This is a genomic window from Rhizorhabdus sp. GW822-FHT03C02, from assembly GCF_058801765.1.
On the sequence record NZ_JBXANN010000007.1, the window covers coordinates 208,644 to 235,580 of the forward strand.

Consider the following 26,937-nt stretch of genomic DNA (forward strand, 5'->3'; position numbering starts at 1 on the left):
CGGGCGTCAGGGGAAGCGCCGCTCGGGCCGCGGCGGGATGCGCGGCATTTCCGGAACCCGGTCGAGCTTCGTCGCCGGCGCCGGGCGTCGGCCCTGGGTGAAGAACGCCACCGCGCCGATCATCGCGAAGGCGACGACGACCATCACCAATATCAGCGCCACGGTCTGGATCGGGCTGCGCGCGAGAGGCGTCGGCGGCGCAGCCCCTCGACGGGCCCTCGCGGCATCGGCCTCGCGTTCGATCAGCGCGCGGAAACCGGCGATCGGCCCCTCGCCGTCGTCCGACGATCGGCCGAGGATCGTGTAGCGGCCGCTATGAACGTCGATGTCCGCGGTCAGCGCGATTCCGGCGAGATGCGAACTGATCGCCAGCCGCGCGACGCCGTTGCGCGGAAAGCGGACGGTGCCGTCCCAATCGGTGCCGCGCAGATCGATCAGGATGCGATGCCCCGCAATCGCGACGACGCAGGGCGACTGGATCCAGTGCCCGTTCCCCCATTCGGCAGCCTCGAGTTCGACCAGCAGCGATCCGTCGGGGGCGATGAAGCGGCTGAGATAGGCATTGGCCTTGTCGAGGCTCTGGCGAAGCGCCTGCGCCGCCGCGTCGGCCAGCGCTGCGAGCGGGCGTTCGGGATCGGGTTCGACAAGGTCGTGGAAGCTGCCGGCGACCGGATCGATCCGGAAGATCGTCTGGCGATATTTCTGCTCGAGCACCAGCAGCAGCCCGCCATCGGGCTGCGGCACGATCCGGCTCGAAAACCAGCCCGCGCCGTCGAACAGCAGCGCGCCGGTCGCCGCCAGCCTGAGCGTCGCCTTCGGCGCGACCGCGTCGAACCGGCCGGCCGCCGCCTCGCCGAAGCTGTGGCTATAGACCAGCGTACCGTCGGCCGAGTGGGCCTCGGCGGCATCGGCCGGCACGATCCAGCGGTAGAAGCCCCAGACCCCGTTCGAAAGCTCGGCGGCGGCGAACCGGGTCGCTTGCGCGCCATCGTCGACGGCGTGCACCGTGAAGCGATGGATCTCGTGCGGATGCGCGGGGTGCGGCAGCATCACCGGCGGCCCCGGTTCGGCGCGCCAGGTCGCCGCCCAGATGCCGATCCCGTCGAGCAGCAGGCCATCGCGTGCGAACCCGACATGCGCGGCGTGCCAGCCCGACGGCGGTTCGAGGCTCGGCGTGAAGGCTGGTATGGCGATCGGCAGGGGTGCGGCCGGACGCGGCGGCGGCGCGGCTTCGGCCGGCCGCGCCGGTGCGGTCGATCGCGGACGCAGCAGCGCGGCCAGGCCGACGCCGATGCCGAAACCGACAAGCGCGGCGACGACCCAGGGTATTGCCAGGATCGATCCGATCAGCCCCAGGCCGAACAGCAGCTGGCCGAGATCGAAGGTCTTGGCCGGATCGTGCGCGACCTCGACCGCCGCCATCGCGACCAGCACCAGCACCGGCGACACCAGCCATGCCAGCAGCGCGCGCAACCGCCAGCGGCGCGGTACGAACCCGCCGATCAGCGCCGGAACGCCGATCGCCGCGACGAGCTGGGCGATGAGGAAGGCTGTGCTGCTCATGACCGGTGCCCCAACATCCATCGCGCGTTTTCCTAAGCCCTCGAAAACGCGTCGATCTTTGTGATGACCGGCTTTCATCGGTGCGAAAAGCTGTTATCGTTACGCAATCGATATCTTTCCGGCAGCATCATCTTGACCGCGACGGCGCGCAGCCGACCTTCCTTCCATCATGCGCCATGGCTCGCTATCGGCCTGCTGGCCTCGCTGGCCGGCATGCCGTCGGCCGCCGCGCCCATTGCCGACCGCTGGAGCAGTCTCACCACCACGGTGTTCCACAACTATGGCCGCGACCAGGGGCTGCCGCATCCGGTGCCGACCGCCTTGGTGCAGGATCGCGCGGGCTTCATCTGGATCGGCACCCAGGGCGGGCTCGCCCGCTGGGACGGCTATCGCTTCCACAGCTACAAGGCCGACGCGGCGGTGCCGGGCAGCCTGCCCGACGACTGGATCCAGGCGCTCCATATCGATCGCGCCGGCCGGTTGTGGATCGGCGGCGGCGCCGGCGGGCTCGCGCGCTACGACGATATCGCCGACCGCTTCGTGGCGGTGCCGCTCGGGCCCCGGTCGGCGCGGCGCAGCCATATCGGCGCGATCGCCGACGACGGCGCCGGCGGGCTGTGGATCGGCAAGGATGACGGGCTCCACCATCTCGATCCTGCGACCGGCGCGACGCGGCCACCGCCTCCGGGCGGCCCCGACGGCGGCGTGCAGGCGATCCTGCGCGACCGGACCGGCGCACTGTGGGTCGGCACCGGCACCGGGCTGACGCGCCGGGCGCCCGGCACCACCGCCTTCGCCGCCGTCCCGCTCGACGGCAGGGCGGCGGGCGTCACCACCCTGTTCGCCGACGACAAGGGCCGGATCTGGATCGGCACCCGGCGCCATGGCCTGTTCATCGTCGACCATGCGGACGCCGCGCCGCGGCCGGTCGGCGCCGGATCGCCACTGACCTCGGGATCGATCGCGGCGATCGCCGCGGCCGGACCGGACAGCGTCTGGGTCGGCCTGCGCGGCGGCGGCATCGTCGCGGTCGATGCCGCGACCGGGCGGCTCCAGCCGATCCGGCAGGACCGCGCGGTGCCCAACAGCCTGATCCACGACGATGTCTGGACGCTGCTGCGCGACCGCTCGGGCGCGATCTGGGCCGGCAGCACCGGCGGGCTCAGCTACCATCCCCACGACGCCGGGCTGATCTCGACCGTCTACGGCGCGACGATGCGGCCCGGCGGGCCGAGCGCGGCGGATGTCATGTCGATCCTGCCGGCGCGCGACGGCCGGATCTGGGTCGGTTATCTCGACGGCGGCGCCGACCGGATCGATCCGGCGACGGGCCGGGTGGAGGCGCTGCGCCCCGACGCCGCCCATCCCGATCATGCGCTGCCGCCCGACGCGATCTTCGGCATGGTCGAGGGCGATGACCGCACCGTCTATTTCGGAACCCGGCGCGGGCTCTACGCCAAGGCCCCGAACGCGCGCGCTCCGCATATCGTTGTCCTGCCCGGCCGCCGTCCCGACGCCTCGGTCGGCGCGCTCGCCTTCGACGCGGGGCTGCTGTGGATCGGCGGCGAGGATGACGGGCTGCGCGCGATCGCACCGGGCAGCCGTGACAGGCTGCGCTTCAGCCCTGTGGATTCGGCGAAACTCCCCGACCCCGGCGTCAACGTGATCCGGCGCGGCCGCGGCGCCGATCTGTGGGTCGGCACCCGTGACGGGCTCGCGCGGATCGACCTCGCCACCCATGCGATCGAGACCATCGCCGCGGTCCCAGCCGACCCGGCCGCGCTGCCGGGACGCTTCGTCGTCGCGCTGCTGATCGACCGCCAGGGCCGGCTGTGGGTCGGGACCTTCGGCGGCGGGGTCGCGGTGATGACCGGCCGCGGTGCCGATCGCCGGCCGCTCTTCCGCCGGATCGGGCTCGCCGAGGGCCTGCCCCATCTCAACGTGGACAGCCTCCAGCTCGACGGGAGCGGCACGATCTGGGCGGGAACCGACGACGGCCTCGCGCGGATCGATCCGGCGACGCTCGCGGTCCGTGCGGTGCGCCCGGCCGACGGTGCGCCGCTGATCGACTATTTCGGCGGCGCCGGCGCGACCCTGCCGACCGGCGAAGCGCTGTTCGGCGCCAAGGGCGGCTTCAGCATCGTCCGGCCGGGCCCGCTGCCGCGCTGGCGGCTCCAGCCGCCGGTCATGGTCACCGATCTTCGCGTCGGCGGGATCGCGTTGCCCGCCGGCCGGCTCAACCGCGGCGGGGCGATCGCGCCGGTCACGGTCTCGCCCGGCGCCAACAGCCTCAGCGTCGAGTTCGCCGCGCTCGACTTCTCGGCGCCCGAACGCAACCGTTACGCCTATCGGCTCGACGGTTTCGACGGCGACTGGGTCGAAACCGACGCCAGCCGGCGGCTTGCGAGCTACACCAACCTGCCGCCGGGCGACTACACGCTGCGGCTGCGCGGGTCGAACCGCGACGGGGCCTGGTCGGTGCGCGAGCTCGCGCTGCCGATCCGGGTGCTGCCGGCCTGGTATCAGCGGCTATGGTTCAAGGCGACGATCGGCATCGCGCTGCTCCTCGGCGTCCGCGCGCTGATACGCTGGCGCACCCGCTGGCTGCGCCGCCGCCAGCGCGAGCTCGAGGCGCAGATCGCCGATCGCACCGCCGACCTGCTGGGCGCCAATGAACGGCTCGCGCATCTGGCGATGACCGATCCGCTGACCGGCTGCGCCAATCGCCGCCATTTCATCGAGCGCGCGCAGGATCTGATCGCGCTCGCCGGGCGCCGGCGCATGCCGCTGAGCCTGGCGATCCTCGACCTCGACGATTTCAAGCGGATCAACGACCATTTCGGCCATCCGGCGGGCGACGCGGTGCTGGCGATGGTCGGTCGCGTCATCGACGACCATATCCGTGCGAGCGATCTCGCCGGGCGCATCGGCGGCGAGGAATTCGCGCTGCTGATGCCCGACACCCATGCCGCCGGCGCACGGTTGCTCGCCGATCGGCTGCGGGCCGCGATCGGCGAAGCCATGGTCGAGGCCGATGGTATCGAGATCCGCGTGACGAGCAGCCTCGGCGTCGCGGGCATGCGGTCCGGCGAAGATTTCGGCGAACTCTATGTCCGCGCCGACACCGCGCTCTACCGCGCCAAACAGTCAGGCCGGAACCGCGTCGAGATGGCAGGGGACCGGTCGGCGGTTCCGGTGCCCGCGATCGTCACCCCCGACTGAGAATCCCCTCAGCTGAGGATACCCGGCCAGAGGCATCAACGGTTCGTCGATAAAATAGCACGGATTGTCGCTTGGATATTTCAATCAAACTGATAGAGTTTGCGCGAAACAGCCCAGGAGATGTCGATGCGAAAACTCGGCCATGGTTCACACCGCGTGGATCTGCACCACTGGTTCCTCCCGTTTCTGATACTGCCCGCCTGCCTGACGGGCTGCAGCAAGGCCGAGACCGCGTCGGAGGACGCCGCGCCCCCGCCGACCCGGGTCACGTCGACGAAGAAGGAATGGAATGTCGCCGGCATCGTCACCGGCAAGGTCGAGACCTCGACGAGCGAGCCGGTCACGTCGCCCGCCCCCGACGAAGCCCCGCCTAAGCCGGTCGCCCAGTCGGGAAACCTGACCGCCGGCGACTATGACGATCTGCTCAATCCCGGCCTCTATGCGCGCTATGCCGGCGATTTCCTCCAGCAGCACGGCACCGAGCTGCCGTTCGTCGATACGCGGACCCGGATCGCGATCAAGGTCGTCGATGCACGAGGTGCGCCGGTACCGTTCGCGAAGGTCGATGTCGGCCGCAACGGCAGCCCGCTGCGTCTGACCGCCGCGGCCGACGGCTCGGCCTCCTTCTATCCCCATTTCGACAAGGTCCCGGCCCAAACCCGCGTCAGCGTCAGCGCCGACGCGGGCCAGGCCAGCCGTTCGATCAGCCTCGCCGGCAAAGCCGGCATGCCGGTGACGATCCAGCTTCCCGGCGTCGCTCGGCCGGTGGCGGCGATGGACCTTGCGCTGGTGATCGACACCACCGGCAGCATGGGCGACGAGATGGCCTATCTCCAGGCCGAACTCGGTACGATCGTCGCGCGGCTGAAGCGCGAGTCGGGCAATCTCGACCTGCGGATCGGGGTGATCCTCTACCGCGACGACGGCGACGACTATGTCGTCCAGTCCTTTCCGCTCACCGCCGATCTGCGCACGGTGCGCGCGACGCTCGCCGATCAGACCGCCTCGGGCGGCGGCGACCTGCCCGAGGCGGTCGACCGCGCGATGGGGGCCGCCGAGACGATGCAGTGGCGCCCGCAGGCGGCAAAGGCGCTGCTGCTGGTCGCCGATGCGCCGCCACACAAGGACGCCATCGCCTCCACCCTCGCCTCGACCGAGCGGCTGCGATCGCGCGGGGTCCAGATCGTGCCGGTGGCCGCCAGCGGGGTCGAGGACAATGCCCAATATGTGATGCGGACGATGGCAGCCCTCACCCAGGGCCGCTACATCTTCCTGACCGACGACAGCGGCATCGGCGAGGCGCATGCCGAACCCGACGTCGCCTGCTATGTCGTGACCCGCCTCGACCAGCTCGTCGGGCGGGTGCTCGCCGGCATCGCTCAGGGCAAGCGCATCGAGCCCGCCCGATCCGAGGTGATCCGCACGGTCGGCGACTATGATCGGGGACGGTGCAGGATCGCGCAGGTCGCCTCGAACTAACCGTTGGACCTTGCCATTGCGTCAGGCAGCCTGGTCGAACAGGCTGCCTGGCTCGATGGTCGAGAGATAATCCGCGGCGGTGCTGCCCTGCGCGTCGGCGGCGGCCTGCCTGCCATATTTCGCCTCGTCGGCAGTGCTCGCGGCGCCGGTGGTCGTTTCCGAGGTGCCGTCGGTATAGGTGATGGTGGTGGTCTTGATCGCACCGGCGACGGTGACGGTGCGCGAACGCTCGGTCTTCTGGGTGCTGCCCCCTGCCCCGCCGCCGCCTCCGCCACGCGGCCCGCCGCCCGCCTTGCCCGATGCTTCGGAGGCGGTCTCGCCGTCATCGCCGGCGGCGGCCTGCGGTTTCCCGTCGATCTCGTCGAGCGCCTTCTTGACCTCGGCGGCGTCGCTCTCGCTGAGCTTGCCGGCGGCGACGTCCGAGGCGATCCGCTTGTCGAGCGCCGCGCGCACCGACAATTTGTCGGGTGCCGCGCCAGCAGCTGCCCCATTCCTACCCCGGACTTCCTTGCCGGCCACCTCCTTCACCGCGGCGTCCATGTCGGATGCGACCAGCGAGGCCTTGTCCGACGACAGGCCCTGCGCCTGCAACCGCGCAAGCACCGGATTGGTCGAACTGACGCTGCTGCTGATCACGGCCTGTCTCCACGGATTCCCCGATGGAAACGACGCGATCGCGCCTTTCTTTAGAGCGATATGGCAACAAGTGGCATGATCCGGCGGCTCACATATCGCGACCTCTGTCCGGCATGCCGGTGAACAGCCTCAGAAATTCGCGATCTGGCTGGCATCGACCGCATAGGCACGCAGGAACAGCCCGACCGCGCGGTCGATATCGACCGCGATCAGCTCGGGGGTGGCGCGGTCGATCAGGCCGACCAGCAATTGCTGGTGGCAGCCCGACAGGCACAGGCTGGTCAGCATCCGCGCGAGCGCCATCGGCTCGCCCTGGCGCATCGCCCCGCGCGCCATCGCCCCCGCCAGATAATCCGCCAGCAGCCGGTGGGTGAGCTGCGGCGCGCGGTCGTAGAAGATCACCCCCATTTCGGGGAAACGCCCGGCCTCAGCGACCACCAGCCGGTGCAGCGCGATCGCATCGGGCGAGGTCACCTTGGTCATCAGGCTGGCGTAGAAGCATTTCAGCGTCTCGCCGAGCTCGCCATGGGGATCGAGGATTTCAGAAAGATGCGCGCGGAAGGCGATCGTCTTCTGATCGATCACCGCCGCGAACAGCTCCTCCTTCGACGGAAAATAGCTCCACAGGGTCCCTTTCGAGCCGCCGAGCGTTGCCGCGATGCCCGACATGGTGGTGCCGGCATAGCCGCGCTCGAGAAAGGACTGCGCGGCGACCGCCAGGATCGCCTCGCGCCGGTCCTGGCGGCGCAGTTCGCGGCGGCTGCACATCGAAAGGGCACTGGTCTTCATGGCCGTACCATATAGTACGGTTTTTTGGTTGACAAGGTCATCGCTGCGGCGCAATGGCGTTTCCATACCACACAGTACGGTACGATCATGATCGCGACTCGATTTTTCCAGGCTACATCCTCGGTCGCGCTGGCCGGCGCGCTGCTGCTCGGCGGCTGTGCGCCGATGCCCGATCTAGGCAAAAAGCCGCTTGTCCGCGGTCCAGAGACGGTGGCGGCGGGCACGGTGCTGGCGGGCAACCCGGCCGGGGGTGCGACCGCGCGCTGGCCCGACCAGGCGTGGTGGACCGGCTATCGCGACCCCCAGCTCGACGCGCTGATCGACGAGGCGCTGCACAACTCGCCCGACGTCGCCGCGGCGGCGGCGCGCTTCCGCCGTGCGGCGGGCCTCGCCCAGCAGGCGCGCGGCGCGCTGCTGCCGTCGATCGATGCCGAAGGCAGCGCGGGCTACACCAAGCAAAGCTATAATATGGGCTTCCCCAAGGAGTTTGTCCCCAAGGGCTGGCTCGACAATGGCAAGGCCTCGCTCGATCTCAACTTCGATATCGACCTGTGGGGCAAGAACCGCGCCGCGCTGGCGGCGGCGACCTCGGACACCCGCGCCGCCGAGATCGACGCCGCGCAGGCGCGGCTGATGCTGAGCACCGGCATCGCCAGCGCCTATGCCGATCTCGCCCGGCTCCACGCCGAACGCGACATCCAGGCGCAGACGCTCGAGATCCGCACCAGCACCCAGAAGCTGGTCGCCGGCCGGGTGGTGAGCGGGCTCGACACCCGCGGCGACCTGCGCCAGTCCGACGCCGGGGTCTCGACCGCGAAATCCGACCTCGCCGCCGCCGACGAGGCGATCGCCCTGCGCCGCAACCAGATCGCCGCGCTGGTCGGCGCCGGCCCCGATCGCGGGCTACAAATCGCCCGCCCCGCGCTCGCGGCTCCGGTCACCGACGGCGTGCCCGCGGGTGCCACCACCGATCTGATCGGCCGCGTGCCGACGGTCGCCGCCGCCCGCGCCCGCACCGAAGCGGCGGCAAGCCGGATCAAGGTGGCGCGGGCCGACTTCTTCCCGGCGATCAGCCTAAGCGCGCTGATCGGGGTCCAGTCGCTGGGCCTGGGCAATCTGGTCGAAAAGGATTCGCTCTACGGCAATGCCGGCCCGGCGATCAGCCTGCCGATCTTCCATGGCGGCGCGATCCAGGGCCAGTATCGCGGCGCCCGCGCCAGCTATGACGAGGCGGTCGCCGATTATGACAAGAGCGTGGTCGACGCCTATCAGGCGGTCGCCGACGCGGTCACCAGCCAGCGCGCGCTCGCCGACCGGATCGGCAATGCCCGCACCGCGCTGACCGCGTCCGAAGAGGCCTACAAGATCGCACGGCTGCGCTATGAAGGCGGGCTGTCGACCTATCTCGACGTGCTGGTGGTCGAGGAGCGGCTGGTCGCCGCCCGCCAGGCGGTCGCCGAACTCGACGCCCGCGCCTTCGCGCTCGACGTCGCCCTCATCCGCGCTTTGGGCGGCGGCTTCGCCACCCCGACGACCATCACCGCCAAGGACAGTTCGCATGGCTGACGCCTCCCCCGCCCCTCAGGACCAGAAGCAGGATGCCGCCGCCGAACAGGCGCAGGCCGATCGCACCGCGACCCGCAAGACCTGGCTGATCCGCCTCGCGATCGCGGTCGCGGCGATCGGACTGCTCTACGGGCTCTATTATCTGCTGATCGGCCGCAACCATGTCGGCACCGACAATGCCTATGTGAATGCCGAAATGGCGCAGGTGACCCCGTTGATATCGGCGCAGGCGATCGAAGTCGCGGTCACCGACACCCAGGCGGTCAAGCGCGGCGACGTGCTGGTGCGGCTCGACCCGGCCAATGCCCGGATCGCGATCGCCCAGGCGCAGGCCGACCTCGCCGAGGCCCGCCGCAAGTTCCGCCAGAGTGCCGCGACCAGCACCGCGCTGTCGGCGCAGGTCGACGCGCGCGGCGCCGACATCGCCCAGGCCCAGGCCCAGCTCGCCACCGCCCAGGCCGATCTCGACAAGGCGAAGATCGACCTGCAGCGCCGCGAACGGCTCGATGGCAGCGGCGCGGTCTCGGGCGACGAGCTGACCAGCGCGCGCAAGAGCTTCGCCGCGGCCAAGGCGGCGATGCTGCTGGCGCAGGCCGGGGTCAAGCAGGCCCAGTCGACCCGCGGTGCAGCCCTCGGCGAACTCGCCGCCAACCAGGCGCTGGTATCGGGATCGACCGTCGACACCGACCCGGCGGTGCTCGCCGCCCGGGCCCGGCTCGATTCCGCCAAGCTCGACCTCGATCGCACCATCATCCGCGCGCCGATCGACGGCATCGTCACCAAGCGCCAGGTCCAGGTCGGCCAGCGCGTGACCCAGGGCACCCCGATCATGGCGATCGTCCCGGTCGCCCAGGTCTATGTCGACGCCAATTTCAAGGAACGCCAATTGCGCGACGTCAAGGTCGGCATGCCGGCGACGGTCACCGCCGACCTTTATGGCGGCAGCGTCGAATATCATGGCAAGGTCGCCGGCATCGGCGGCGGCACCGGATCGTCGATGGCGCTGATCCCGGCGCAGAACGCCACCGGCAACTGGATCAAGGTGGTCCAGCGGCTGCCGGTGCGGATCGCGCTCGATCCGAAGGAACTGGCCGAACATCCACTGCGGGTCGGGCTGTCGACCGAGGTCGAAATCGACCTGTCGGGCCGATAGGGCCCGACCGATGGCCGCGCAAAGCTATGATGCATCGGCGATCGCGCCGTCCCGGCGCCTGCTCGCCGGGCTGGTGCTGGCGCTCAGCAATTTCATGGTCGTGCTCGACCTGACCATCGCCAATGTCTCGGTCCCGCACATCGCCGGCAATCTCGGCATCTCGGCCGACCAGGGGACCTGGATCATCACCTCCTATGCGGTGGCGGAGGCGATCTGCGTGCCGCTGACCGGCTGGCTGTCGCAGCGCTTCGGCACGGTCCGGGTGTTCCTCTACGGGATGATGGGCTTCGGCCTCTTCTCGCTGCTGTGCGGGATGTCGGTGACGCTCGGCATGATCGTCGTCTGCCGGATCGGCCAGGGGCTGTGCGGCGGCCCGCTGATGCCGATGTCGCAGACCCTGCTGATGCGGATCTTCCCGCCCGAACAGCGCGGCCGGGCGATGGGGTTATGGGCGATGACGACCCTGCTCGGGCCCGGCCTTGGCCCGATCATCGGCGGCTATATCAGCGACAATTGGAGCTGGCACTGGATCTTCTTCATCAACATCCCGATCGCGGTGCTGTGCACGGTGGCGGGGTTCGCTCTGCTGCGCTCGGCCGAGACCCCGACCGTCCAGCGCCCGATCGACAAGGTCGGTCTCGCCCTGCTCGTCTTCTGGATCGGCTGCCTGCAGGTCATGCTCGACATCGGCCGCGACCATGACTGGTTCGGCGATCCCAAGATCGTCGCGCTGGCGGTGATGGCGGCGATCGGTTTCCTGGCGTTCGTGATCTGGGAACTGACCGAGGAACATCCGATCGTCGACATCCGGATCTTCCGCTACAAGGGCTATAGCGCGGCGGTGGCGACCCTCGCTCTGTGCTTCGGCGCCTATTTCGCGTCGATCGTGATCATCCCGCAATGGCTGCAGCTGTCGATGGGCTATACCGCGCAGAAGGCCGGCGTCGTCACCGCCTTCACCGCGCTGACCGCGCTGACCACCTCGCAGATCGCCGCGCGGATGATCGGCAAGGTCGACCCGCGGATGATGGTGTCGTGCGCGGTCGCCTGGCTCGGCTGCATGTCGCTGATGCGCGCGCAGTGGAACAGCGGCGCCGATTTCTGGACGCTGGCGACCCCGCAGATCCTGCAGGGCTTCGCGATGTCGTTCATGATGATCCCGCTGACCAGCCTGACGCTGAGCACGGTCCGCCCCGACGAGACCGCATCGGCGGCGGGCCTGCAGAATTTCCTGCGGACGATGGCGGTGGCGATCTCGACCTCGCTCGCGCTCACCGTCTGGGGCGATGCCCAGCGGGTCGCGCAGAACGACCTCGCCTCCAAGCTCCAGCCCGACGACGTCCAGCGCCAGTTGAGCGCCTCGGGGATGTCGATGGAGCAGGCGCGGCAGATGATCGGCAACATCGTCGACCAGGAAGCGGTCGCACTGGCGGTCAACCACACTTTCTACCTGACCGCCGCGGTGCTGTTCTTCGCCGCCGCGGTGGTGTGGCTGTCGCCCAGGCCGAAAGGACCGCTGGCGGCCGGCGGCGGGGGTCATTAAAGCGCGGGGCGATATGCCTTCCCCTGCCCCGTCCCCAACCCCGTCGACCGCCCGCGTCTATGCGACGCTCAGCCTCGTCATGCTGCTGTGGGCGGGCAACTCGATCGTCGCGCGCGCGGTCCATGAATCGATCCCGCCGTTCAGCCTCGCCTTCTTCCGCTGGACCGGTGCGCTGCTGGTGCTGCTGGCCTGGGCGCGCACGACGCTGCCCGCCGACGCCGCCGCGATCCGGCGGCACTGGCGGACGATCCTGCTGCTCGGCGCGGTCGGGGTCGGCTGTTTCAACGCCTTGCTCTATTCGGGGCTGCGCACCACCACCGCGACCAACGCCCTGCTGATCCAGGCGGCGATCCCGGCAACGGTGCTGCTGTTCGATCTGATCCTGTTCCGGGTGCGGCCGCGCCTCGCCCAGGTCGCCGGGGTGACGGTCGCCGCGCTCGGCGTGCTCGTCATCATCTTCCGCGCCGATCCGGCGGCCTTGCTCGCGCTCAGCTTCGGCCGCGGCGACGCGCTGGTGCTGGCGGCGGTGGTCGCCTGGGCGCTCTACACCACCCTGCTGCGGCTGCGCCCCCCGATCGCGGCGGCGAGCTTCCTGTTCGTCACCTTCCTGATCGGCGCAGTGGCGATGCTGCCGCCGGCGATCGCCGAATGGCAGGCCGGGATGCTCCACCCGACCCACGGCGCGCTGCTCGGCATCGCCTATGTCGCGATCTTCCCGTCGGTGCTCGCCTATTTCCTGTTCAACAAGGCGGTCGCCGAGATCGGCGCCGGCCCGGCCGGCCAGATGATCGCGCTCCAGCCGCTGTTCGGCGCGCTGCTGGCGATGCTGCTGCTCGGCGAGACGCTCCACCGCTATCATCTCGCCGGCATGGCGCTGATCCTCGCCGGCATCGCGCTGCCGCTGATCGGTCGTCGCGGCCCCCGCGTCCTATAGCGCAAGCCGCAGGGACAGCGCCGTCACCGCGTCGATGTCGGCAGCAGTCGCGGCCGGTGTGATGGTTGGAATGATCGACATCACCGCTCTCACCATCCTGCAAAGCCAACGGCGTCCCATCATACGAGATTCCGGCGCAGGCCGGAATCTCGTGAGACGCCATCGCGACGTTGTCTCCTGAGATTCCGGCCTGCGCCGGAATGACGACAATCGAGGGACACGAACGGAGGCCGGCAAGCCCGCTCGCTATCGCGACGACATGACAAAGCTGTTGCCGTCGGGATCGCTGAACTTGGCGAATGTGCCCCAGGGCTGCTTCTCGGGCGGGCCTTCGAACGCGACGCCCTTCGCACGCATCTGGCGATAGCTGTAATCGATATCGTCGCATTCGAACGAACCGTTGAAGAAGGTGCCGATCCGGTCCTCATGGCCTTCCGGCGTGAACAACACGATACGGGTGTCGGCGCCGGGGATGCCGAGTTCGATCCAGCGCTGGCCCGGCCCCATCGGCTGATCGGTCATCACCCGAAAGCCGACCTTCTCGGTCCAGAACAGCACCGCGGCGTCCTGATCCCTGGTGGGGATCGATGCGAATTTGAGCATGGTGATCATCGGTCGTTCTCCTTGGGCCAAGGCTAGGAGCCATGCTTGACCCGGTCGAGCGACGCAGCCATTGCTATGGCAATGGTTGCGCTGACGATCGATAGCTATGTCCTCGACACGCTGATGGCCGATCTGGTCAACCATGACCGGCGGCCGTCGGCCTATCTGGTCTATCTCGCGATCTGGGCGGCGGGCGACGGCGGCCGCATCGCGCTCAGCCATGCCGATCTCGCGGGGCGCACCGGCCTGTCGAAACGCTCGGTGCAGGCGGCGACCGGGCATCTCAAACGGCGCGGGCTGATCGAGGTCGAGACCAGCGGTCCGACCGATATCCCGCGCTATCGGCCGCTGACCCCGTGGCGGCGCTGGCGGAAACCATGATAGCATCGGCCATGCGCCTTTGCCTCGCAGCCCTCGCCACGCTGGCGCTCGCCGCGTCCGCTCCCGCCGCGGCGGTCACGCCCAACGCGGCGGCCACATCCGATCCCTACGCCCCCGGCCGCGCGATCATCGCCGATATCGGCCGGATCGTGACCCCCAATGGTATCCAGGAGACGTTCGAGGCCGAATTGGGCGGCGCGCGGCAGGTGATCAATGTCCGCGGTGCCGACCGCGCCAATCCGATCCTGCTGTTCGTCCATGGCGGCCCCGGCGCGGTCGAGATGCCGATCGCCTGGGCGTTCCAGCGGCCGTGGGAAGATGTCTTCACCGTCGTCCAGTGGGACCAGCGCGGCGCTGGCCGCTCCTACCGGCTCGAGGATCCGGCGAAGCTCGCGTCCACCCTCACCTTCGAACGCTATCGCGACGATGCGATCGAACTGATCGAGCTGCTGCGCAAGCGCTATGGCAAGCGGAAGATCGTCCTGCTCGGCCATAGCTGGGGCTCGTCGGTCGGGCTGGCGGTCGCGATCAAACGGCCCGACCTGCTCTACGCTTATGTCGGCATGGGCCAGCTGATCGACTGGCGCGAGAATGAACGGCGCGGCATCGCCTGGACGCTCGCGCAGATGAAGGCCGACGGCAATGACCAGGCGGTGCGCGAGATCGAGGCGCTCGCCCCCTATCCCGACGGCGCCTTCACCATCGACAAGGCCGATGGCTGGCGCAAATGGGCGATCGGCAAGGGCTCGCTCGCCGCCTACCGCGCCGACGCCGATTTCTACCTGCGCGCGCCGCGGCTCTCGCCCGAATATACGCCCGCCGATCTCGAGGCCTGGGACAAGGGCAGCGCCTTCACCGTCACCACCCTGTGGCCGCGCCTCGCCGATGTCGGCTTCCTCAAGATCACGAAGCTCGACGTACCGGTGCTGATGCTGATCGGCCGCCACGACCACACCACCGACGCCGCGCTCGCCGGCGAATGGATGGACCGTCTGAGCGCGCCGAAGAAACAGACGGTCTGGTTCGAACATTCGGCGCATCTGCCGATGATCGAGGAGCCTGGAAACACCTTCGCGGCGCTGCTCCGCTATGCGCGGCCGCTGGCGGATGAGGGGCAGCGGTAGAGTCCGCTTTTGAAATGCGCAGCGCCAATCGCCCGCCAGAGAGACATGGCGAACTCCGGGCGTGAGTTGCGCAACTTACACAACTTCCTATATCTGACTATCTGACCAGTTGGAGTCTCGAAGATGTCCGCGCCACCTATCATGCGCCATGGCCCCAAAGGCCTGAAGTCTGCAAGCGGCTGGAAGCTCGAAGATGCGAAAGCGCGCTTCAGCGAGGTCGTACGGCTGGCCCGCAATGAGGGACCGCAGCGGGTCACCGTGCGCGGCCGTGATGCGGTCGTCATCATCAGCATCGAGGAACTGGAGCGGCTGATGCCGGCGGAGCCCCGCGCGCCGCTCGTCGCCTTCCTCGAAAGCCTGAGACTGGACGGCCTCGACCTCGAACGCGAGGCCGACACGGGACGCGACCTCGACCTATGAAGGGTTGGCTGCTCGACACCAATGTCATCGCCACGCTGATCAACCCGAACGGAGCGCCGACCGTCAAGGCGTGGGCCGCCGGCCAGCCCGAACAGACATTCTTCCTGAGCGTCCTGACATTGGCCGAATATGATAAGGGCATCCACAATCTGGCGAGCGATCATCCGCACCGGTCGCGCTATGCAGCGGCGCGCGATGCGCTCGAAGCGCGCTTTGCCGGCCGCATCCTGCCCGTCGACGATAAGGTGGTGCGAAGCTGGGGACGGATCTCGGGCAGGGTCAAGCGCGAAACCGGCGAGGCGCCCGGCGTGATCGACACCTTGCTGGCGGCGACGGCGATCGAGCGCGACCTGTTCCTCGTCACCCGCAACGTCCGCGACGTACGGTCGAGCAGCGCCGCGATCTTCAATCCCTGGGAGGATGATCCGGCCGACTTCCCGCTCGGGTGAAGTCGGCCCACGGACTACCGGGGCACTCTCTTCAATAGTGTGTTGCCGCTATGGATGACAGAAGACCTCGCGGCAGACCGCCAGAAGATTGGCGCCATATGAGGCGTCGATGACGACCAGGCAGACGTTCGCATTTTCTATGCGGGTCAACTGCCGCCTCATGAAAAGCAGGTGTTTTTCGTGATATTGCGGAGCAGCCGAAGGGTGCGGAGGAAGGAAGAGGCGATCCAGGTCGATGTGCGTCGCAGGCGCCCTCCCCGTGACGATTTCAACGAAGGATATGATGTTCCCCTCACGAAAATCATCGATTGCCAGCGCCTCGAGGCCTTCGAGAAGGAGTTCGCAATCAGCCCCGCCTACCTGCCGAAGATAGAGGGTGGCAGCCCCGTCCCGGAGACGAACGCCGGTCAGATGACCGTCATGAAAATCGGGGATTGTGTCCCATCCGCACCTGAATTACGGGGGCGCCCTCTCCGTTTCAACCAGCACGAAACCCAAACATGACACCCTCCGCGCCCGACCTGATAATTCGGTGACAGGGTAATTCGGTGACAGTGCACTTTTAGTCACACTGCGCGGACGGGAACGCGCAGCACCAGGACCGTCCCGATCAGCATCGCCCCGGCCAGCATCAGCAACGCCGCCGCCGTCCCACCCGACACATCCCTGATCCAGCCGACCGCATAGGGGCTGACGAAGCCGGCGATCTGGCCGATCGAATTGATCAGCGCAAATCCCCCGGCGGCGACCCCGGCGCCGAGATGGCGGTTGGCCGCCAGCGTCATCCCGAACAGCGACAGCATCGGACCGGCAGTGGCGCCGGCGGCGATCGTCAGCCCCGCCACGCCCAGCATCAGCGGCAGCGCGAGATGCCAGCGCCGCTCGTCGCGCCGGTCAGCCGAGCGCCCCATCGCGATCATCAGCACGGTCGCGGCGCCATAGGGGACCGCGCTCATCAGCCCGATCCTGAGCGGCGCGCTCTCGCCACTCGCCTTGATGATCGTCGGCAGCCAGAAGTTGATCGCATAGACCCCGCTCTGGATGCAGAAATAGAGCAGGCCCAGCCTCCAGACCGCCGGATTGCGCAGCACCGCTCTGAAACTGTCGGCGGCGCCGGACGGCGTGTCGCGCGCGTCGCGGGCCAGCGCCTCGGACAGCCGCCGCTTTTCGGCCGGATCGAGCCAGGACGCCTGCGCGATCCCGTCGCTCAGCACGAACCAGGTCAGCACGCCCAGTGCGATGGTCGGCAGGCCCTGGAGCAGGAACAGCCATTGCCACCCCGCCATGCCGCCCTGCTCGCCCGAGAAATGGTCGAGCATCCAGCCCGACAGCGGCCCGCCCAGCACCCCCGAAACCGGGATCGCCGCCATGAAGACCGTCATCACCCGGCCATGGCGCGCGCGCGGGAACCAGCGGGTGAGATAGAGGACGATGCCGGGGAAGAAGCCCGCCTCGGCCGCGCCGGTCAGGAAGCGCAACGCGTAGAAGCCGGCCGGCGTGGTCACGAACAGCAGCGACGTCGAGCACAACCCCCACGCCACCATCATCACCGCCACCCAGCGACGCGCGCCGAGCCGTTGCAGGATGAGGTTGCTGGGCACGCCACAGGCAAGATAACCGATGAAGAAGATGCCGGCGCCGAGCCCGTAGACGGTGTCGCTCATGCCGAGATCGTCGAGCATCTGCAGCTTGGCGAAGCCGACATTGACGCGGTCGAGATAGTTGAACAGGTAGCAGACGAACAGGAACGGGATCACACGCAGCGCGATCTTCCGGTGAGTGCGCTCCAGTTCGTCTGTCGCCGTCACGCCGCTCTCCTCATCTTTCCGCTATTCTATCAGCCCAGAGCATGCCCTGATCAGATTGATCAGAACATGCTCTAAATTGTCTTTGTTTTCCGTATTTTCTGAGCCGTCAGGTAATTCCACCTGACTTGAAAATACTCCAAGGCCGCGACGTCAGGGCATCGCCCCCCGCACGAAATCGACGAACGCTCTCAGCGCCGCCGGCATCTGCCGCCGGCTCGGATAATAGAGATACATGCCGGCATAAGGCGGGCACCAATCGTCGAGCACGCGGACCAGCCGGCCGGCGGCGAGGTCGGCCTCGACCTGCGCCTCGAACAGATAGGCGATGCCGGCGCCCTCGCGCACCGCGTCGATCATCAGGTCCTGGTCGTCGAGGATCAGCCGGCCCTCGACCTCGACGATCCGCTCGACCCCGTCCTTCTCGAACTCCCAGCCATAGAGCCGCCCCGACTGGAAGCGCAGCCCGATGCACGGCAGGCCCTGCAGATGCTCGGGCTCGGTCGGCCGGGGATGCCGCTCGAAGAAGTCGGGCGAGGCGACCACCGCCGAGCGCTGCTGGCCGCCGATCGGCACCGCGATCATGTCCTGCGCGATCGTCTCGCCGAAACGGACCCCGGCGTCGAAGCCCTTCGACACCATGTCGACCAGCCCGTTGTCGACCGCGATCTCGACCGACACGCCGGGATGGCGGGCGAGGAAGCGGGTGACCAGCGGCAGCAGCGCCACCCGTGCCGAGACCCGCGCGGCGTTGAAGCGCAGCGTGCCGATCGGGGTGCCGCGGAAATTGTTGAGATCGTCGAGCGCGTCGTCGATGTCGCGAAACGCCGGCGCCACCCGCGCGTGCAGCCGTTCGCCCGCCTCGGTCAGCGCGACGCTGCGGGTGGTGCGGTTGACGAGCCGCAGGTCGAGCCGTTCCTCGAGCGCGCGCAGCGCATGGCTGAGCGCCGACGGGGTGCAGCCGAGTTCGTCGGCGGCGCGGCGAAAGCTTCTGTGCCGCGCGACCGCGAGAAAGGAGGTCAGGTCCGAGGGGCCGATGGCACGCATTAGTGAATAATGCTCAACAGCTATACGAAAATCCAGTCGATTATCTCATCTCTTGGATCGGCCTATCCCTTGCCCATCGCCGGATCGGCCGGCGCAAACCCAAGGAGATTGATCATGCGGACCTGGTTCATCACGGGCGCGTCGCGCGGCTTCGGCGCTCTCATCACCGAACATGCGCTGGCCAAGGGCGACGCGGTCGTCGCCGCCGCGCGCAACCCACGCGCGATCGCCGATCGCTTCGGCCATCAGCCCAATCTGCTCGCGGTCGCGCTCGACGTCACCGACGAGGCGCAGGCGCAGGTCGCCGCGAAAGCCGCGATCGACCGGTTCGGCCGGATCGACATCCTCGTCAACAATGCCGGCTACGGCCTGCTCGGCGCGGTCGAGGAAGCGACGGGAGCAGAGGTCGAGGCGCTCTACCGCACCAATGTGTTCGGGCTGCTCGCGGTCACCCGCGCGGTGCTGCCCTACATGCGCCGCCAGCGTTCGGGGCGGATCATGAACCTGTCGTCGGTCGGCGGCTATGCCAGCGGCGCGGGGTTCGGGGTCTATTGCTCGACCAAATTCGCGGTCGAGGGGCTGACCGAGGCGCTCGCCGCCGAACTGGCGCCGCTCGGCATCCACGCCACCGCGATCGAGCCCGGCTATTTCCGCACCGACTTCCTCGATGCGACCTCGCTGAGCGTCAGCCCGGCCGAGATCCCCGATTATGACGAGACCGCGGGCGCGGTGCGCCGCTTCGCCAAGGTCGTCAGCCACAACCAGCCCGGCGACCCGGTCAAGTTCGCGCAGGCGATCGTCGCCTTCGCCGACGCCCCTAACCCGCCGGTCCGCCTGCCGATGGGCAGCGACACCGTCGCGCGGATCGCCGAGAAACATGCGTCGGACGCCGCGATCGTCGCCGAATGGCGCGCGGTGTCGGTCTCGACCGACTTTGCGGAGGCAGGATCGGCCACCTGAGAGCCGTTCGCGCGTCTCACCATCATCTTCGAAAAGGGTCAACCGGCGCAAATCGGTCCGGAGACCAACGGTCGACGGCGAAAAAATTTCCTTTCATTGGGCATCGCAAAGTGTCCAGATGCAGGAAAATCGGCGCCGAATCTCTGGAGATGTCAATGGATTGCCGAATCCTGCGAATGCTTACTTTGAAGAGCAACGGCCAACTGGCCTGCGACGACAGTAGCGGATACGGAATCATATTGGGCGAGGTCAGCACCGGCATCGGCTGGGACATTCGCAAAGTCATCGACGGTCCGATCTATGCGCATGTCCGCCGGTCTTTTGCCGAGGGGCGCGTGCCCTGGCCAGGCACGTGCGAAGGGTGCCACACCTTTTCGAGCGGCGGCGTCGCGCAGGACATGTTGGGCAGCCGGATCAAGTTGATGATCGAGCCAACCCTGGCATGCAACCTCGGCTGCCCGTCCTGCCAGCGCAAACGCGAGGGCAAGATACGAACCGGCAAATGGGATCTACAGCCGGCGACACTCGAAGCACTTCTGAAAAGCTGCTCGAAAAACGGCATAGAGATAGAGGAGGCGCATTATCTGGGTTGGGGCGAGCCGCTCCTCTACGAAGGGTTGGCCGACCTGACGCGTCTGGTCCGCAAATGGCATCCCCACTGCGTGCAGGAAGCTACGACCAGCGGCAGCGTCGACGTCTCCGATCTTCTGATCGACGTCGATCTCGATAAGCTGACCGTATCCTGCGATGGCGTGAAACAAGCATCCTATGAGCGCTATCGCAGGGGCGGCGACATCTCGAAGGTCTTCGCTCTCCTGGAATTCATGGCGGGGCAGGCGCAGCGACCGTTCGTCGAGTGGAAATATATCGTCTTTTCCCACAATGACAGCGACGAGGACCTGGCGGAGGCACAGCGACTGGCCGAACAGTTCAAGGTCGACTCCCTGCTGTTCATCCTCACCCATTCAAAGGGCGCTTCTACGCGCTTCACCGCGGCCAATATCGAGGAATTTCCGCTCACCTATGACCGGGCGACAGTCTCACCCGCCGCCGGCATGATGACCATCAAGCGCGCCGGACGGGTAATTGCCGATGCGTCGTCGCTCGGCGACCAGGAAAGCTTCTCCCTGTACATCGATCAAGTACAGATCACGCATAGCGACATATTGGAAGTGCGCGGCTGGAGCCTGCGCGCCGATGGTGGCTATGTCGATCGCATCGAATGCCATTTGGGCGAAAGACGGATCGGCCGGGCCGTTCCAAGAGAACGACGCACAGACGTTATCCGTGCCAGGCAATATGCGACCGGCCCGGATTGCGGCTTCTCCTTGAAACTGCCGCTGAAGCACGGTCAATTATATGAAACACTTCAGTTCACCGCCCTGTCAGGCAACCAACATCATATGTTTTCGGCCGTCTTCCGCTTCGATTCCGACTTTTAAATCCATGCCTGGAATACATAACATCGGAAAATAATCTTCCAGGACCGCCTGATTGGCAGCGTAGACGATGACATGCCGCGTCGATAGTCGCGTGTTGACCTGGCCGATATCGGCTACTGTTGTTCGCCGAGGTTCAAAAAATGCTCCGGGTTTGCGACATGCCAGCGCGAGATCCGGCACCGTCTTGTCCTCATCATGTCGCCGTCGCCATGACCTTTCCAGCCCTCCTTTCACGACCATCGTGGCATAGCTCCGAAGAGGATCGGTACAGCCATCACGCCCCGCCCAACGGCAGTTCCATCGTCCGGTCGTCGACCTCGCCCAGCACCAATCCCAGCCGGTCGGCGATCGTCCCCGCCAGTTCGTCGGCGGCGCGCAGGCGCAGATCGGGATCGGTCATCGTCAGCCCCACCCGGGCCCAGCCGGGCGCGTTCAGGATGACATCGGCGAGATGGTGGCGGGTGACTCGTTCCATGTTTCGATAAGAACAAAAAGAGAACATATCGTCAAGCGGCGACAGCGGGAATGGATGCGCAATTTTTGCTGCATCGCATCAACCGGCCTCCCCTTTTCGTGCGCGCCGCCCTATGACCGGCTGACGCCCGCCCGCTGCCCCTCCTTGCGATCGCCGATCGCATGGTGCGGACACCGATGCGGCTTCACGCGTTCACAGCGTCCAACAGCGGGAACCCCGATGCGCCTTCAGATCGACGCCGACCTTCAATATCGGCTGTGCCAGCCGACCGACCTGCTGCTGACCATCGAGGTCGCGCAGATGGTCGACCAGACGATCGTCAGCGATCTGCTGACGATCGACGGGGTCGGCCCGCTCCGCGCCACCGAGGGCGAGGACGGGATCGGGCGGCGGACCTGGATGTTCGGCCATGACTATTTCCGCGCACGTTACCAGGCGGTGGTCGATGTCGATCGCCGGCCGGTCCGCATCGACGAACTCCATATCGCCCCGCGCCGCGACCTGCCGCCCGAGGTGATCCCCTATCTCTGGCCGAGCCGCTATTGCGAATCCGACAAGTTCGAGGCGTTCGTCGCGCGCGAATTTCCCGGCGTCGACCATGGCTCCAAGCTGCTCGAAATGGCCGAGTGGATCCATGAGCATGTCGACTATCGCATCGGATCGAGCGACGGATCGACCACCGCGGTCGACGTCTTCGTCAAGCGCCAGGGGGTGTGCCGCGACTTCGCCCATCTGATGGCCAGCTTCGCACGGGCGGTGGGCGTGCCGGCGCGGCTGGTGTCGGCCTATGCCTGGGATCTGAACCCGCCCGATTTCCATGCGGTGGTCGAGGTCTGGCTGGAAAATGACTGGTATCTGGTCGACGCCACTCAGCTCGCCCCGCTCGACGGACTGGTGCGGATCGCGGTCGGCCGCGATGCCACCGACATCGCCTTCATGACTGTGTTCGGCGAGGCCGAGCTGCTGTCGCAGAGCGTCGCGGTCAGCGCACTGCCGAAACCAGACTGACCCGCTTTCCTGTCCGAGGTTGCTTCATGCCCGATCCGATCGTCATCGACATCCCCCACAAGGCCGGCCGGGCCGGCGCGCGCGCGAAGATCGAACAAGGCTTCGACCAGCTGATCGGGATCATTCCCGGCGGCCGGGTGACCGAGCATCGCTGGGAGGGCGACACCCTCGCCTTCACCGTCGAGGCGCTCGGCCAGCGTGTGGCGGCGCGGATCGACGTGCTCGACGACAAGGTCCATGCGCTGCTCGACCTGCCGCCGACGCTGGCGCTGTTCGCCTCGACGATCAAGGACAAGCTGCTCGAAAGCGGAACGAAACTGCTGCGGTGATCCGCACATGAAAAAATTCGGCGATGCCGGGAACCATGCATCCCTCTGGCGGTTATGTTCCCCGAGGTCGCTTTTAGCACCCCCCCCCCGCTCAGCGGCCTCCCTTCAGACCCGTCGGCATCCCATGCCGGCGGGTCTTTTGCCATGGTGCCGGCGAACGTGCCGGACGTTGCATGTCAGCGGCTTGCCACAGCGCGGCGGAATTCGCGCGGGCTCTGGCCCACGATGCGCCGGAAGCTCTTCTCGAAATGACTCAGATCCGCAAAGCCGACGCTCAACGCGATGTCGGTGATGTTGCGCCGGCCGTCGGCCGACAGCAGCTCGCGCGCCTTGTGGATGCGTATGTGGCTGAGCAGGGTCTTGAACGGCATGCCGATGCCGCTGCGGAACAGGAAACTCAGGTGCGACGGGCTGACATTGGCGTGCCAGGCAAGCTGCCCCAGAGCGATCGGCTCGTCATAATGCTGGCCGAGATGGACGAGCGCGCGGGCGAGCGCATCGTGGAGCCCCTGCAGCCGCGTTCCCGCTCCACCGATCGCGAACCGGACCCAGCGGTCGGCCTCGTCGGGCTCCACATTCTCGTCATCGGCTTCGCTCGCCTCCACGCCTTCTTCCTCGCAACGTTCCGGCACGATCGCGGGCGCGTGGCGGCAGATATCGCGGCGGTGGATCGGGCGCCCTTCGGTCATCGCCGCCAGCCGCGCGATCACCCGTTCGAGTTCGAACAGATTTTCGGGCCAATGATGCGCCTTGCACAAGGCGACCAGGGTATCGGTGCGCTTGTCCTCGGCACGGTAGCCGTTGCGTTCGAGCGCCTGACAGATCAGCGCGTCGATATCGCCGGCCCGATCGCGCAGCGGCGGTATCGTCGCCGACAGGAAATCGAGTTCGGCGAGCAGGGCGCGCGAAAATGTGCCATCGAGCACCCGGTCATGAAGATCGGTGGTCGTCGATGCGATCAGCCGTATCGATTGCGATTGCGGGGCTGACAGCCATTGATCGAGCCGCGACGGCAGATATTGGGGCAATTGCCGCTGCAATCGCGGATCGAGTTCGTCGACCCCGTTCAGGAACAGGGTGCCGCCCTGGGCACGTTCGACCCAGGCTCCGGGGGCGCCCCAGGGCTCGGCGCAATCGACCTGCACGAAAGCACCGGCCGCGCAGGGGCTGCAGCAATGAATCGTCGCGGCGAGCTGGACCTTCTCGGTCCCGAATTCTCCCCGCAGCAGCACCGGCAGCGCATTGCTGGCGGCAAGCTCGAGAAAGCGCTCGAGGTCGCGCAACGGCTTGCTCATGCCCACCAGCAGCAACGGCCGCCCCAGCCGCTGTTCGGACCAGCAGCGTACCTCGTAGCGCTTGACCAGCAGCCCGCAATGGCGCGCGAAATGCAGCAGCAGCTCGCGCGCCGGATCCGTGGGATCGAGCGGCGCGGGCATGACCAAACACAGTTCGCCGAGTTCGACACCGGCATAGCTGATGGGAAAGAGCAGCGCGGCTTGGTCGTCGCCTTCGTCCAGCCGCGCCGGCTTCGGAGGTGGCATGTCGGCGGGCGCCGGCATCGTCATGCCGCTCCCCGCGGGTTCACCGAGCCACTCCGACATCGCCTGTCCACCATGATGACCGATCGCCAAGGTCCCGATCCCGCGCAGGCGGATATAGCTGCTGACGGGACCCACGCGTTCGGCGAGCGCCCGCATCAGGGCATCGAGCAGATCGGGAAGGGTTCGAAACGATCCGCTGATGCTGGTCAGCAGTTCGTCACCAATATGATGCGCCGAAAATGCCACGACAATTCCCTCGAAGAAAATTGCTCAAAAGGGCAGACGGCCGCGACCCGTCCCTAATTCGGCAATGGACATGCCAAACGGACTTTCGGTGTCACGATAATATTACCTGCCCCGCAGAACATGATTAAAAAGCAATGTATCGAGTCGTGTCAACAATCATTTCAATGATTTACGGCACGTTTTTCGATCCATGCTTTTATTATGGGACAAGCAATGTTTAAGGGACTCGCATGGCATCTAACCCTATCGTGGCGCAGCCAATAGGGGATGGGCGGTGCGATGATCGCATGATCTCCGGGCGATTGGGCTTTGTGGTCAGCCGTTCGCGCCTGGCTCCGTGGGCGTGACCGCGGGCGTCGCCGGAGCGACCGGCACCGAAGCGGCCACCGCATTGGCGATCGCCGCCTCGGCGGCGGCGAAGGCCCGCGCCTGTGCGTCCCGCGCGTCGGCGAAGGCCTGCGCCATCGCCGCCGAAACCGCTGCCGCCTGTTCGGTACGCGACTGGGATGCCTGCTCGACCGCCATACGGGCGGCATTGGCGGCCGCCATGACCGCGGCCTGGGCGATCGCGACCGGCGAAGCGGCAGGCTGGTCGGCCGGCGTCGGCTGGTTTTCGGAATCGTCGATCATGATGCAACCTCCGTGCTGGCGTCTGTGACGGGGGCTGCGGCCGGCGCGAGCCGGCCGAACCCGCGCAGGGTGATCATGCCCGACGGCGCCAGTTCGATATCCGCCTGATCGCTGTCCGACTGGATATGGAAAAGGCAGGACGCCCCATTCTGCCCCAGCCGCCCCCGTCCGATCTCGGCGGCATTCAACAGCAGCTGGGCGCGCACCAGATAGTCGCGCACGATCGCCTGTGCTTCGCTGCCGGTCTGCCCGCCATAGCCGGCATTGGTGACGAACTGCTGGAATGCCAGCGACACGCGACCGAAGCCGATCTGGCGCCCCATCAGCAGCCATTCGCCGATCGCCGCCCCCACTTCCCATGGTGCCACCAGCCCGTCGACGCTGGGACAATCGAGTGCGCCAAAGGTCAGGGGCAGCAGCGTATCGAGCGCCGCCTGCATCGCCGCCGCTCGCTGCGGCTGGCCCGTCGCGCCGAGCCCGCCCGCATAGCCCCGATAGGCGCGGAAATAATCGATGAACTCCATCGGCGTCAGCGCTTGCGCGACCGCAAAGGCGGCGGCTTCGGTGCCCGGCACCGCCGCCATGTCGCCATCGCGCTGCAGGCCGAGCATGGCGATCTGGTCGTCCAGGCTCATCGCCTGGAACAGGGGCGCACCGCCGACCTGCAGATCGGCGAGAAACCCCGTGACCGGCTCCAGATCGCTCTGGACGACCAGATTGTGCAGGGCGAGGACATTCTGGAGGCCCGCGGGATCGGGTGCCGGATCTGCGCCGCCTTCGGCCCGGGCCAGCATGCGCAAATCGGCCACTCCCATCGTCATGAGCTTGACCGGACTGACCCACAGGCCGAGGCGCGGCAGCAGCATCAGCGACGTGCCGTGCAGGCCCGACTGGATGCCGGCGACGAGCGTGCTCTCGTCGCGGAAATGATAGCGCGCCTGCTGATCCTTCATCGCCCAGTCCAGCCATTGCTGGCCGCCATCGATCATCGCGACGACGACGCGCCCGACCTCGGACAGCCCTGACGGCCGATATATCCTGCTCGATACCGATATCGTCATGTCCTCAGCTCCTCATCAGCCGGATGGGAAGTCACTGAGGATCTTGGCGGCAGCCGCGCCAATTCCGGCATAATCCTGGGTGGCGTTCTTGACCATGTCCTGGGCATATCCCATCGCATCGGCATATTGCGGCAGACCGGTCGCCAGATATTGCGCCATCGCCACGCCGGCGGCCGTGGTCGCGATCGTCGATATGTTGCGCAACGCATCGGTCGCGTCCTGCACCGCGATCGCGGTCGACTGCGCGACCGATTGATAGGCCTTGCCGGCGCCGCTGGTCAGCACGACCTGCGATGCCATCGTCGCCAGATGCGACTGGTTGATGATATCGATAACCTGTGGGTTGACCTGGTTCTGATCGGGCATGGCTGTTCCTCACATCAAGGGCGGCCTGACGGCGGCGGCACCGTTTATGTCGGCGTCGGCGTGGGTGATGGCGTCGGCGTGGGTGTCGGTGTCGGTGTCGGTGTCGGTGTCGGTGTCGGTGTCGGTGTCGGTGTCGGTGTCGGTGTCGGTGTCGGTGTCGGTGTC

25 protein-coding genes are annotated in these 26,937 nt (G+C 67.3%); 14 read left to right on the forward strand and 11 right to left on the reverse strand.

Going from position 1 to position 26,937, the window contains the following annotated elements; translation table 11 throughout:
- Positions 1 to 6 precede the first annotated feature (6 nt).
- Positions 7 to 1,563, reverse strand: a complete 1,557-nt coding sequence (locus tag AC1RM6_RS18655) for a hypothetical protein (RefSeq protein ID WP_493103914.1) — start codon at positions 1,561 to 1,563, stop codon at positions 7 to 9.
- Positions 1,564 to 1,695: 132 nt separating this feature from the next.
- Between AC1RM6_RS18655 and AC1RM6_RS18660 the strand changes: the two genes are divergently transcribed.
- Positions 1,696 to 4,785, forward strand: a complete 3,090-nt coding sequence (locus tag AC1RM6_RS18660; protein ID WP_493103915.1) for a ligand-binding sensor domain-containing protein — start codon at positions 1,696 to 1,698, stop codon at positions 4,783 to 4,785.
- Positions 4,786 to 4,911: 126 nt separating this feature from the next.
- Positions 4,912 to 6,264, forward strand: coding sequence for a vWA domain-containing protein (locus AC1RM6_RS18665; RefSeq protein WP_493103917.1), 1,353 nt, complete (start codon positions 4,912 to 4,914; stop codon positions 6,262 to 6,264).
- A gap of 21 nt (positions 6,265 to 6,285) precedes the next feature.
- Here AC1RM6_RS18665 and AC1RM6_RS18670 read toward each other — a convergent pair whose 3' ends face one another.
- Positions 6,286 to 6,900 (reverse strand): hypothetical protein, encoded by a 615-nt coding sequence (locus tag AC1RM6_RS18670; protein ID WP_493103919.1) that lies wholly within the window; start codon positions 6,898 to 6,900, stop codon positions 6,286 to 6,288.
- Between the two features lie 129 nt (positions 6,901 to 7,029).
- The gene (locus AC1RM6_RS18675) at positions 7,030 to 7,689 is read right to left on the reverse strand and encodes a TetR/AcrR family transcriptional regulator (RefSeq protein ID WP_493103921.1); all 660 of its coding nucleotides are present in this window, start codon (positions 7,687 to 7,689) and stop codon (positions 7,030 to 7,032) included.
- Positions 7,690 to 7,776: 87 nt separating this feature from the next.
- On the opposite strand from AC1RM6_RS18675, the gene AC1RM6_RS18680 reads away from it, so the two are divergent.
- From AC1RM6_RS18680 to AC1RM6_RS18695, 4 genes are read left to right on the forward strand one after another with little or no spacing between them, the layout of a single operon-like run.
- Positions 7,777 to 9,255: an efflux transporter outer membrane subunit gene (locus AC1RM6_RS18680; protein WP_493103923.1), complete on the forward strand. Its 1,479-nt coding sequence runs from the start codon at positions 7,777 to 7,779 to the stop codon at positions 9,253 to 9,255.
- A complete protein-coding gene (locus AC1RM6_RS18685) occupies positions 9,248 to 10,408 on the forward strand; it encodes an EmrA/EmrK family multidrug efflux transporter periplasmic adaptor subunit (RefSeq protein WP_493103924.1) in 1,161 nt (386 codons plus the stop codon). The genes AC1RM6_RS18680 and AC1RM6_RS18685 overlap by 8 nt, the downstream gene beginning before the upstream one ends.
- 10 nt (positions 10,409 to 10,418) lie before the next feature.
- Complete coding sequence (locus AC1RM6_RS18690) at positions 10,419 to 11,951, forward strand: DHA2 family efflux MFS transporter permease subunit (protein WP_493103928.1); 1,533 nt, start codon at positions 10,419 to 10,421, stop codon at positions 11,949 to 11,951.
- A gap of 13 nt (positions 11,952 to 11,964) precedes the next feature.
- Positions 11,965 to 12,885 (forward strand): DMT family transporter, encoded by a 921-nt coding sequence (locus AC1RM6_RS18695; RefSeq protein WP_493103932.1) that lies wholly within the window; start codon positions 11,965 to 11,967, stop codon positions 12,883 to 12,885.
- Positions 12,886 to 13,131: 246 nt separating this feature from the next.
- Here AC1RM6_RS18695 and AC1RM6_RS18700 read toward each other — a convergent pair whose 3' ends face one another.
- A complete protein-coding gene (locus AC1RM6_RS18700) occupies positions 13,132 to 13,497 on the reverse strand; it encodes a VOC family protein (protein WP_493103934.1) in 366 nt (121 codons plus the stop codon).
- A 66-nt stretch (positions 13,498 to 13,563) separates the two neighbouring features.
- Here AC1RM6_RS18700 and AC1RM6_RS18705 point away from each other — a divergent pair, with 66 nt between their 5' ends.
- The 4 genes from AC1RM6_RS18705 (at position 13,564) to AC1RM6_RS18720 (ending at position 15,862) form a co-directional block, all read left to right on the forward strand.
- On the forward strand, positions 13,564 to 13,869 hold the full coding sequence (locus tag AC1RM6_RS18705; protein ID WP_493103937.1) for a helix-turn-helix domain-containing protein: 306 nt from the start codon (positions 13,564 to 13,566) through the stop codon (positions 13,867 to 13,869).
- 11 nt (positions 13,870 to 13,880) lie between these two features.
- The gene (locus AC1RM6_RS18710) at positions 13,881 to 14,993 is read left to right on the forward strand and encodes an alpha/beta fold hydrolase (protein ID WP_493103939.1); all 1,113 of its coding nucleotides are present in this window, start codon (positions 13,881 to 13,883) and stop codon (positions 14,991 to 14,993) included.
- A 141-nt stretch (positions 14,994 to 15,134) separates the two neighbouring features.
- Positions 15,135 to 15,413 (forward strand): type II toxin-antitoxin system Phd/YefM family antitoxin, encoded by a 279-nt coding sequence (locus AC1RM6_RS18715; protein ID WP_493103941.1) that lies wholly within the window; start codon positions 15,135 to 15,137, stop codon positions 15,411 to 15,413.
- Positions 15,410 to 15,862, forward strand: coding sequence for a type II toxin-antitoxin system VapC family toxin (locus tag AC1RM6_RS18720; RefSeq protein WP_493103943.1), 453 nt, complete (start codon positions 15,410 to 15,412; stop codon positions 15,860 to 15,862). The genes AC1RM6_RS18715 and AC1RM6_RS18720 overlap by 4 nt, the downstream gene beginning before the upstream one ends.
- Before the next feature lie 566 nt (positions 15,863 to 16,428).
- Here the strand turns inward: AC1RM6_RS18720 and AC1RM6_RS18725 are convergent.
- On the reverse strand, positions 16,429 to 17,670 hold the full coding sequence (locus tag AC1RM6_RS18725; protein ID WP_493103945.1) for an MFS transporter: 1,242 nt from the start codon (positions 17,668 to 17,670) through the stop codon (positions 16,429 to 16,431).
- 150 nt (positions 17,671 to 17,820) lie between these two features.
- On the reverse strand, positions 17,821 to 18,714 hold the full coding sequence (locus tag AC1RM6_RS18730) for a LysR family transcriptional regulator (RefSeq protein ID WP_493103947.1): 894 nt from the start codon (positions 18,712 to 18,714) through the stop codon (positions 17,821 to 17,823).
- A 114-nt stretch (positions 18,715 to 18,828) separates the two neighbouring features.
- Between AC1RM6_RS18730 and AC1RM6_RS18735 the strand changes: the two genes are divergently transcribed.
- Entirely contained in the window at positions 18,829 to 19,674 is an 846-nt protein-coding gene (locus AC1RM6_RS18735) for an oxidoreductase (protein WP_493103949.1), read from the forward strand.
- Positions 19,675 to 19,829: 155 nt separating this feature from the next.
- Positions 19,830 to 21,116, forward strand: a complete 1,287-nt coding sequence (locus tag AC1RM6_RS18740; protein WP_493103951.1) for a radical SAM protein — start codon at positions 19,830 to 19,832, stop codon at positions 21,114 to 21,116.
- A 274-nt stretch (positions 21,117 to 21,390) separates the two neighbouring features.
- Here the strand turns inward: AC1RM6_RS18740 and AC1RM6_RS18745 are convergent, their stop codons facing one another.
- Positions 21,391 to 21,591: a DUF6771 family protein gene (locus tag AC1RM6_RS18745; protein ID WP_493103953.1), complete on the reverse strand. Its 201-nt coding sequence runs from the start codon at positions 21,589 to 21,591 to the stop codon at positions 21,391 to 21,393.
- A 219-nt stretch (positions 21,592 to 21,810) separates the two neighbouring features.
- Here AC1RM6_RS18745 and AC1RM6_RS18750 point away from each other — a divergent pair, with 219 nt between their 5' ends.
- Positions 21,811 to 22,599 (forward strand): transglutaminase-like domain-containing protein, encoded by a 789-nt coding sequence (locus tag AC1RM6_RS18750; RefSeq protein WP_493103955.1) that lies wholly within the window; start codon positions 21,811 to 21,813, stop codon positions 22,597 to 22,599.
- 26 nt (positions 22,600 to 22,625) lie between these two features.
- On the forward strand, positions 22,626 to 22,928 hold the full coding sequence (locus tag AC1RM6_RS18755; protein WP_493103957.1) for a polyhydroxyalkanoic acid system family protein: 303 nt from the start codon (positions 22,626 to 22,628) through the stop codon (positions 22,926 to 22,928).
- Between the two features lie 176 nt (positions 22,929 to 23,104).
- Here the strand turns inward: AC1RM6_RS18755 and AC1RM6_RS18760 are convergent, their stop codons facing one another.
- From AC1RM6_RS18760 to AC1RM6_RS18775, 4 genes are all read right to left on the reverse strand, one after another.
- Positions 23,105 to 24,715, reverse strand: a complete 1,611-nt coding sequence (locus AC1RM6_RS18760; RefSeq protein WP_493103959.1) for a helix-turn-helix domain-containing protein — start codon at positions 24,713 to 24,715, stop codon at positions 23,105 to 23,107.
- A 315-nt stretch (positions 24,716 to 25,030) separates the two neighbouring features.
- Entirely contained in the window at positions 25,031 to 25,345 is a 315-nt protein-coding gene (locus tag AC1RM6_RS18765; RefSeq protein WP_493103961.1) for a hypothetical protein, read from the reverse strand.
- A complete protein-coding gene (locus AC1RM6_RS18770; RefSeq protein WP_493103963.1) occupies positions 25,342 to 26,406 on the reverse strand; it encodes a hypothetical protein in 1,065 nt (354 codons plus the stop codon). Before AC1RM6_RS18770 ends, AC1RM6_RS18765 begins: the two co-directional genes overlap by 4 nt.
- Positions 26,407 to 26,421: 15 nt before the next feature.
- Positions 26,422 to 26,772 (reverse strand): hypothetical protein, encoded by a 351-nt coding sequence (locus AC1RM6_RS18775; RefSeq protein ID WP_493103965.1) that lies wholly within the window; start codon positions 26,770 to 26,772, stop codon positions 26,422 to 26,424.
- Positions 26,773 to 26,937 lie beyond the last annotated feature (165 nt).

What these genes read in the sequence shown, in the direction of transcription:
- AC1RM6_RS18740 (WP_493103951.1), top strand. Translation starts at nt 19,830, where the DNA reads ATGGATTGCCGAATCCTGCGAATGCTTACTTTGAAGAGCAACGGCCAA.
- AC1RM6_RS18710 (WP_493103939.1), top strand. Translation starts at nt 13,881, where the DNA reads ATGCGCCTTTGCCTCGCAGCCCTCGCCACGCTGGCGCTCGCCGCGTCC.
- AC1RM6_RS18655 (WP_493103914.1), bottom strand. Translation starts at nt 1,563, where the DNA reads ATGAGCAGCACAGCCTTCCTCATCGCCCAGCTCGTCGCGGCGATCGGC.
- AC1RM6_RS18695 (WP_493103932.1), top strand. Translation starts at nt 11,965, where the DNA reads ATGCCTTCCCCTGCCCCGTCCCCAACCCCGTCGACCGCCCGCGTCTAT.
- AC1RM6_RS18700 (WP_493103934.1), bottom strand. Translation starts at nt 13,497, where the DNA reads ATGATCACCATGCTCAAATTCGCATCGATCCCCACCAGGGATCAGGAC.
- AC1RM6_RS18690 (WP_493103928.1), top strand. Translation starts at nt 10,419, where the DNA reads ATGGCCGCGCAAAGCTATGATGCATCGGCGATCGCGCCGTCCCGGCGC.
- AC1RM6_RS18735 (WP_493103949.1), top strand. Translation starts at nt 18,829, where the DNA reads ATGCGGACCTGGTTCATCACGGGCGCGTCGCGCGGCTTCGGCGCTCTC.
- AC1RM6_RS18705 (WP_493103937.1), top strand. Translation starts at nt 13,564, where the DNA reads ATGGCAATGGTTGCGCTGACGATCGATAGCTATGTCCTCGACACGCTG.
- AC1RM6_RS18675 (WP_493103921.1), bottom strand. Translation starts at nt 7,689, where the DNA reads ATGAAGACCAGTGCCCTTTCGATGTGCAGCCGCCGCGAACTGCGCCGC.
- AC1RM6_RS18755 (WP_493103957.1), top strand. Translation starts at nt 22,626, where the DNA reads ATGCCCGATCCGATCGTCATCGACATCCCCCACAAGGCCGGCCGGGCC.
- AC1RM6_RS18720 (WP_493103943.1), top strand. Translation starts at nt 15,410, where the DNA reads ATGAAGGGTTGGCTGCTCGACACCAATGTCATCGCCACGCTGATCAAC.
- AC1RM6_RS18745 (WP_493103953.1), bottom strand. Translation starts at nt 21,591, where the DNA reads ATGGAACGAGTCACCCGCCACCATCTCGCCGATGTCATCCTGAACGCG.
- AC1RM6_RS18665 (WP_493103917.1), top strand. Translation starts at nt 4,912, where the DNA reads ATGCGAAAACTCGGCCATGGTTCACACCGCGTGGATCTGCACCACTGG.
- AC1RM6_RS18750 (WP_493103955.1), top strand. Translation starts at nt 21,811, where the DNA reads ATGCGCCTTCAGATCGACGCCGACCTTCAATATCGGCTGTGCCAGCCG.
- AC1RM6_RS18730 (WP_493103947.1), bottom strand. Translation starts at nt 18,714, where the DNA reads ATGCGTGCCATCGGCCCCTCGGACCTGACCTCCTTTCTCGCGGTCGCG.
- AC1RM6_RS18775 (WP_493103965.1), bottom strand. Translation starts at nt 26,772, where the DNA reads ATGCCCGATCAGAACCAGGTCAACCCACAGGTTATCGATATCATCAAC.
- AC1RM6_RS18765 (WP_493103961.1), bottom strand. Translation starts at nt 25,345, where the DNA reads ATGATCGACGATTCCGAAAACCAGCCGACGCCGGCCGACCAGCCTGCC.
- AC1RM6_RS18685 (WP_493103924.1), top strand. Translation starts at nt 9,248, where the DNA reads ATGGCTGACGCCTCCCCCGCCCCTCAGGACCAGAAGCAGGATGCCGCC.
- AC1RM6_RS18770 (WP_493103963.1), bottom strand. Translation starts at nt 26,406, where the DNA reads ATGACGATATCGGTATCGAGCAGGATATATCGGCCGTCAGGGCTGTCC.
- AC1RM6_RS18715 (WP_493103941.1), top strand. Translation starts at nt 15,135, where the DNA reads ATGCGCCATGGCCCCAAAGGCCTGAAGTCTGCAAGCGGCTGGAAGCTC.
- AC1RM6_RS18680 (WP_493103923.1), top strand. Translation starts at nt 7,777, where the DNA reads ATGATCGCGACTCGATTTTTCCAGGCTACATCCTCGGTCGCGCTGGCC.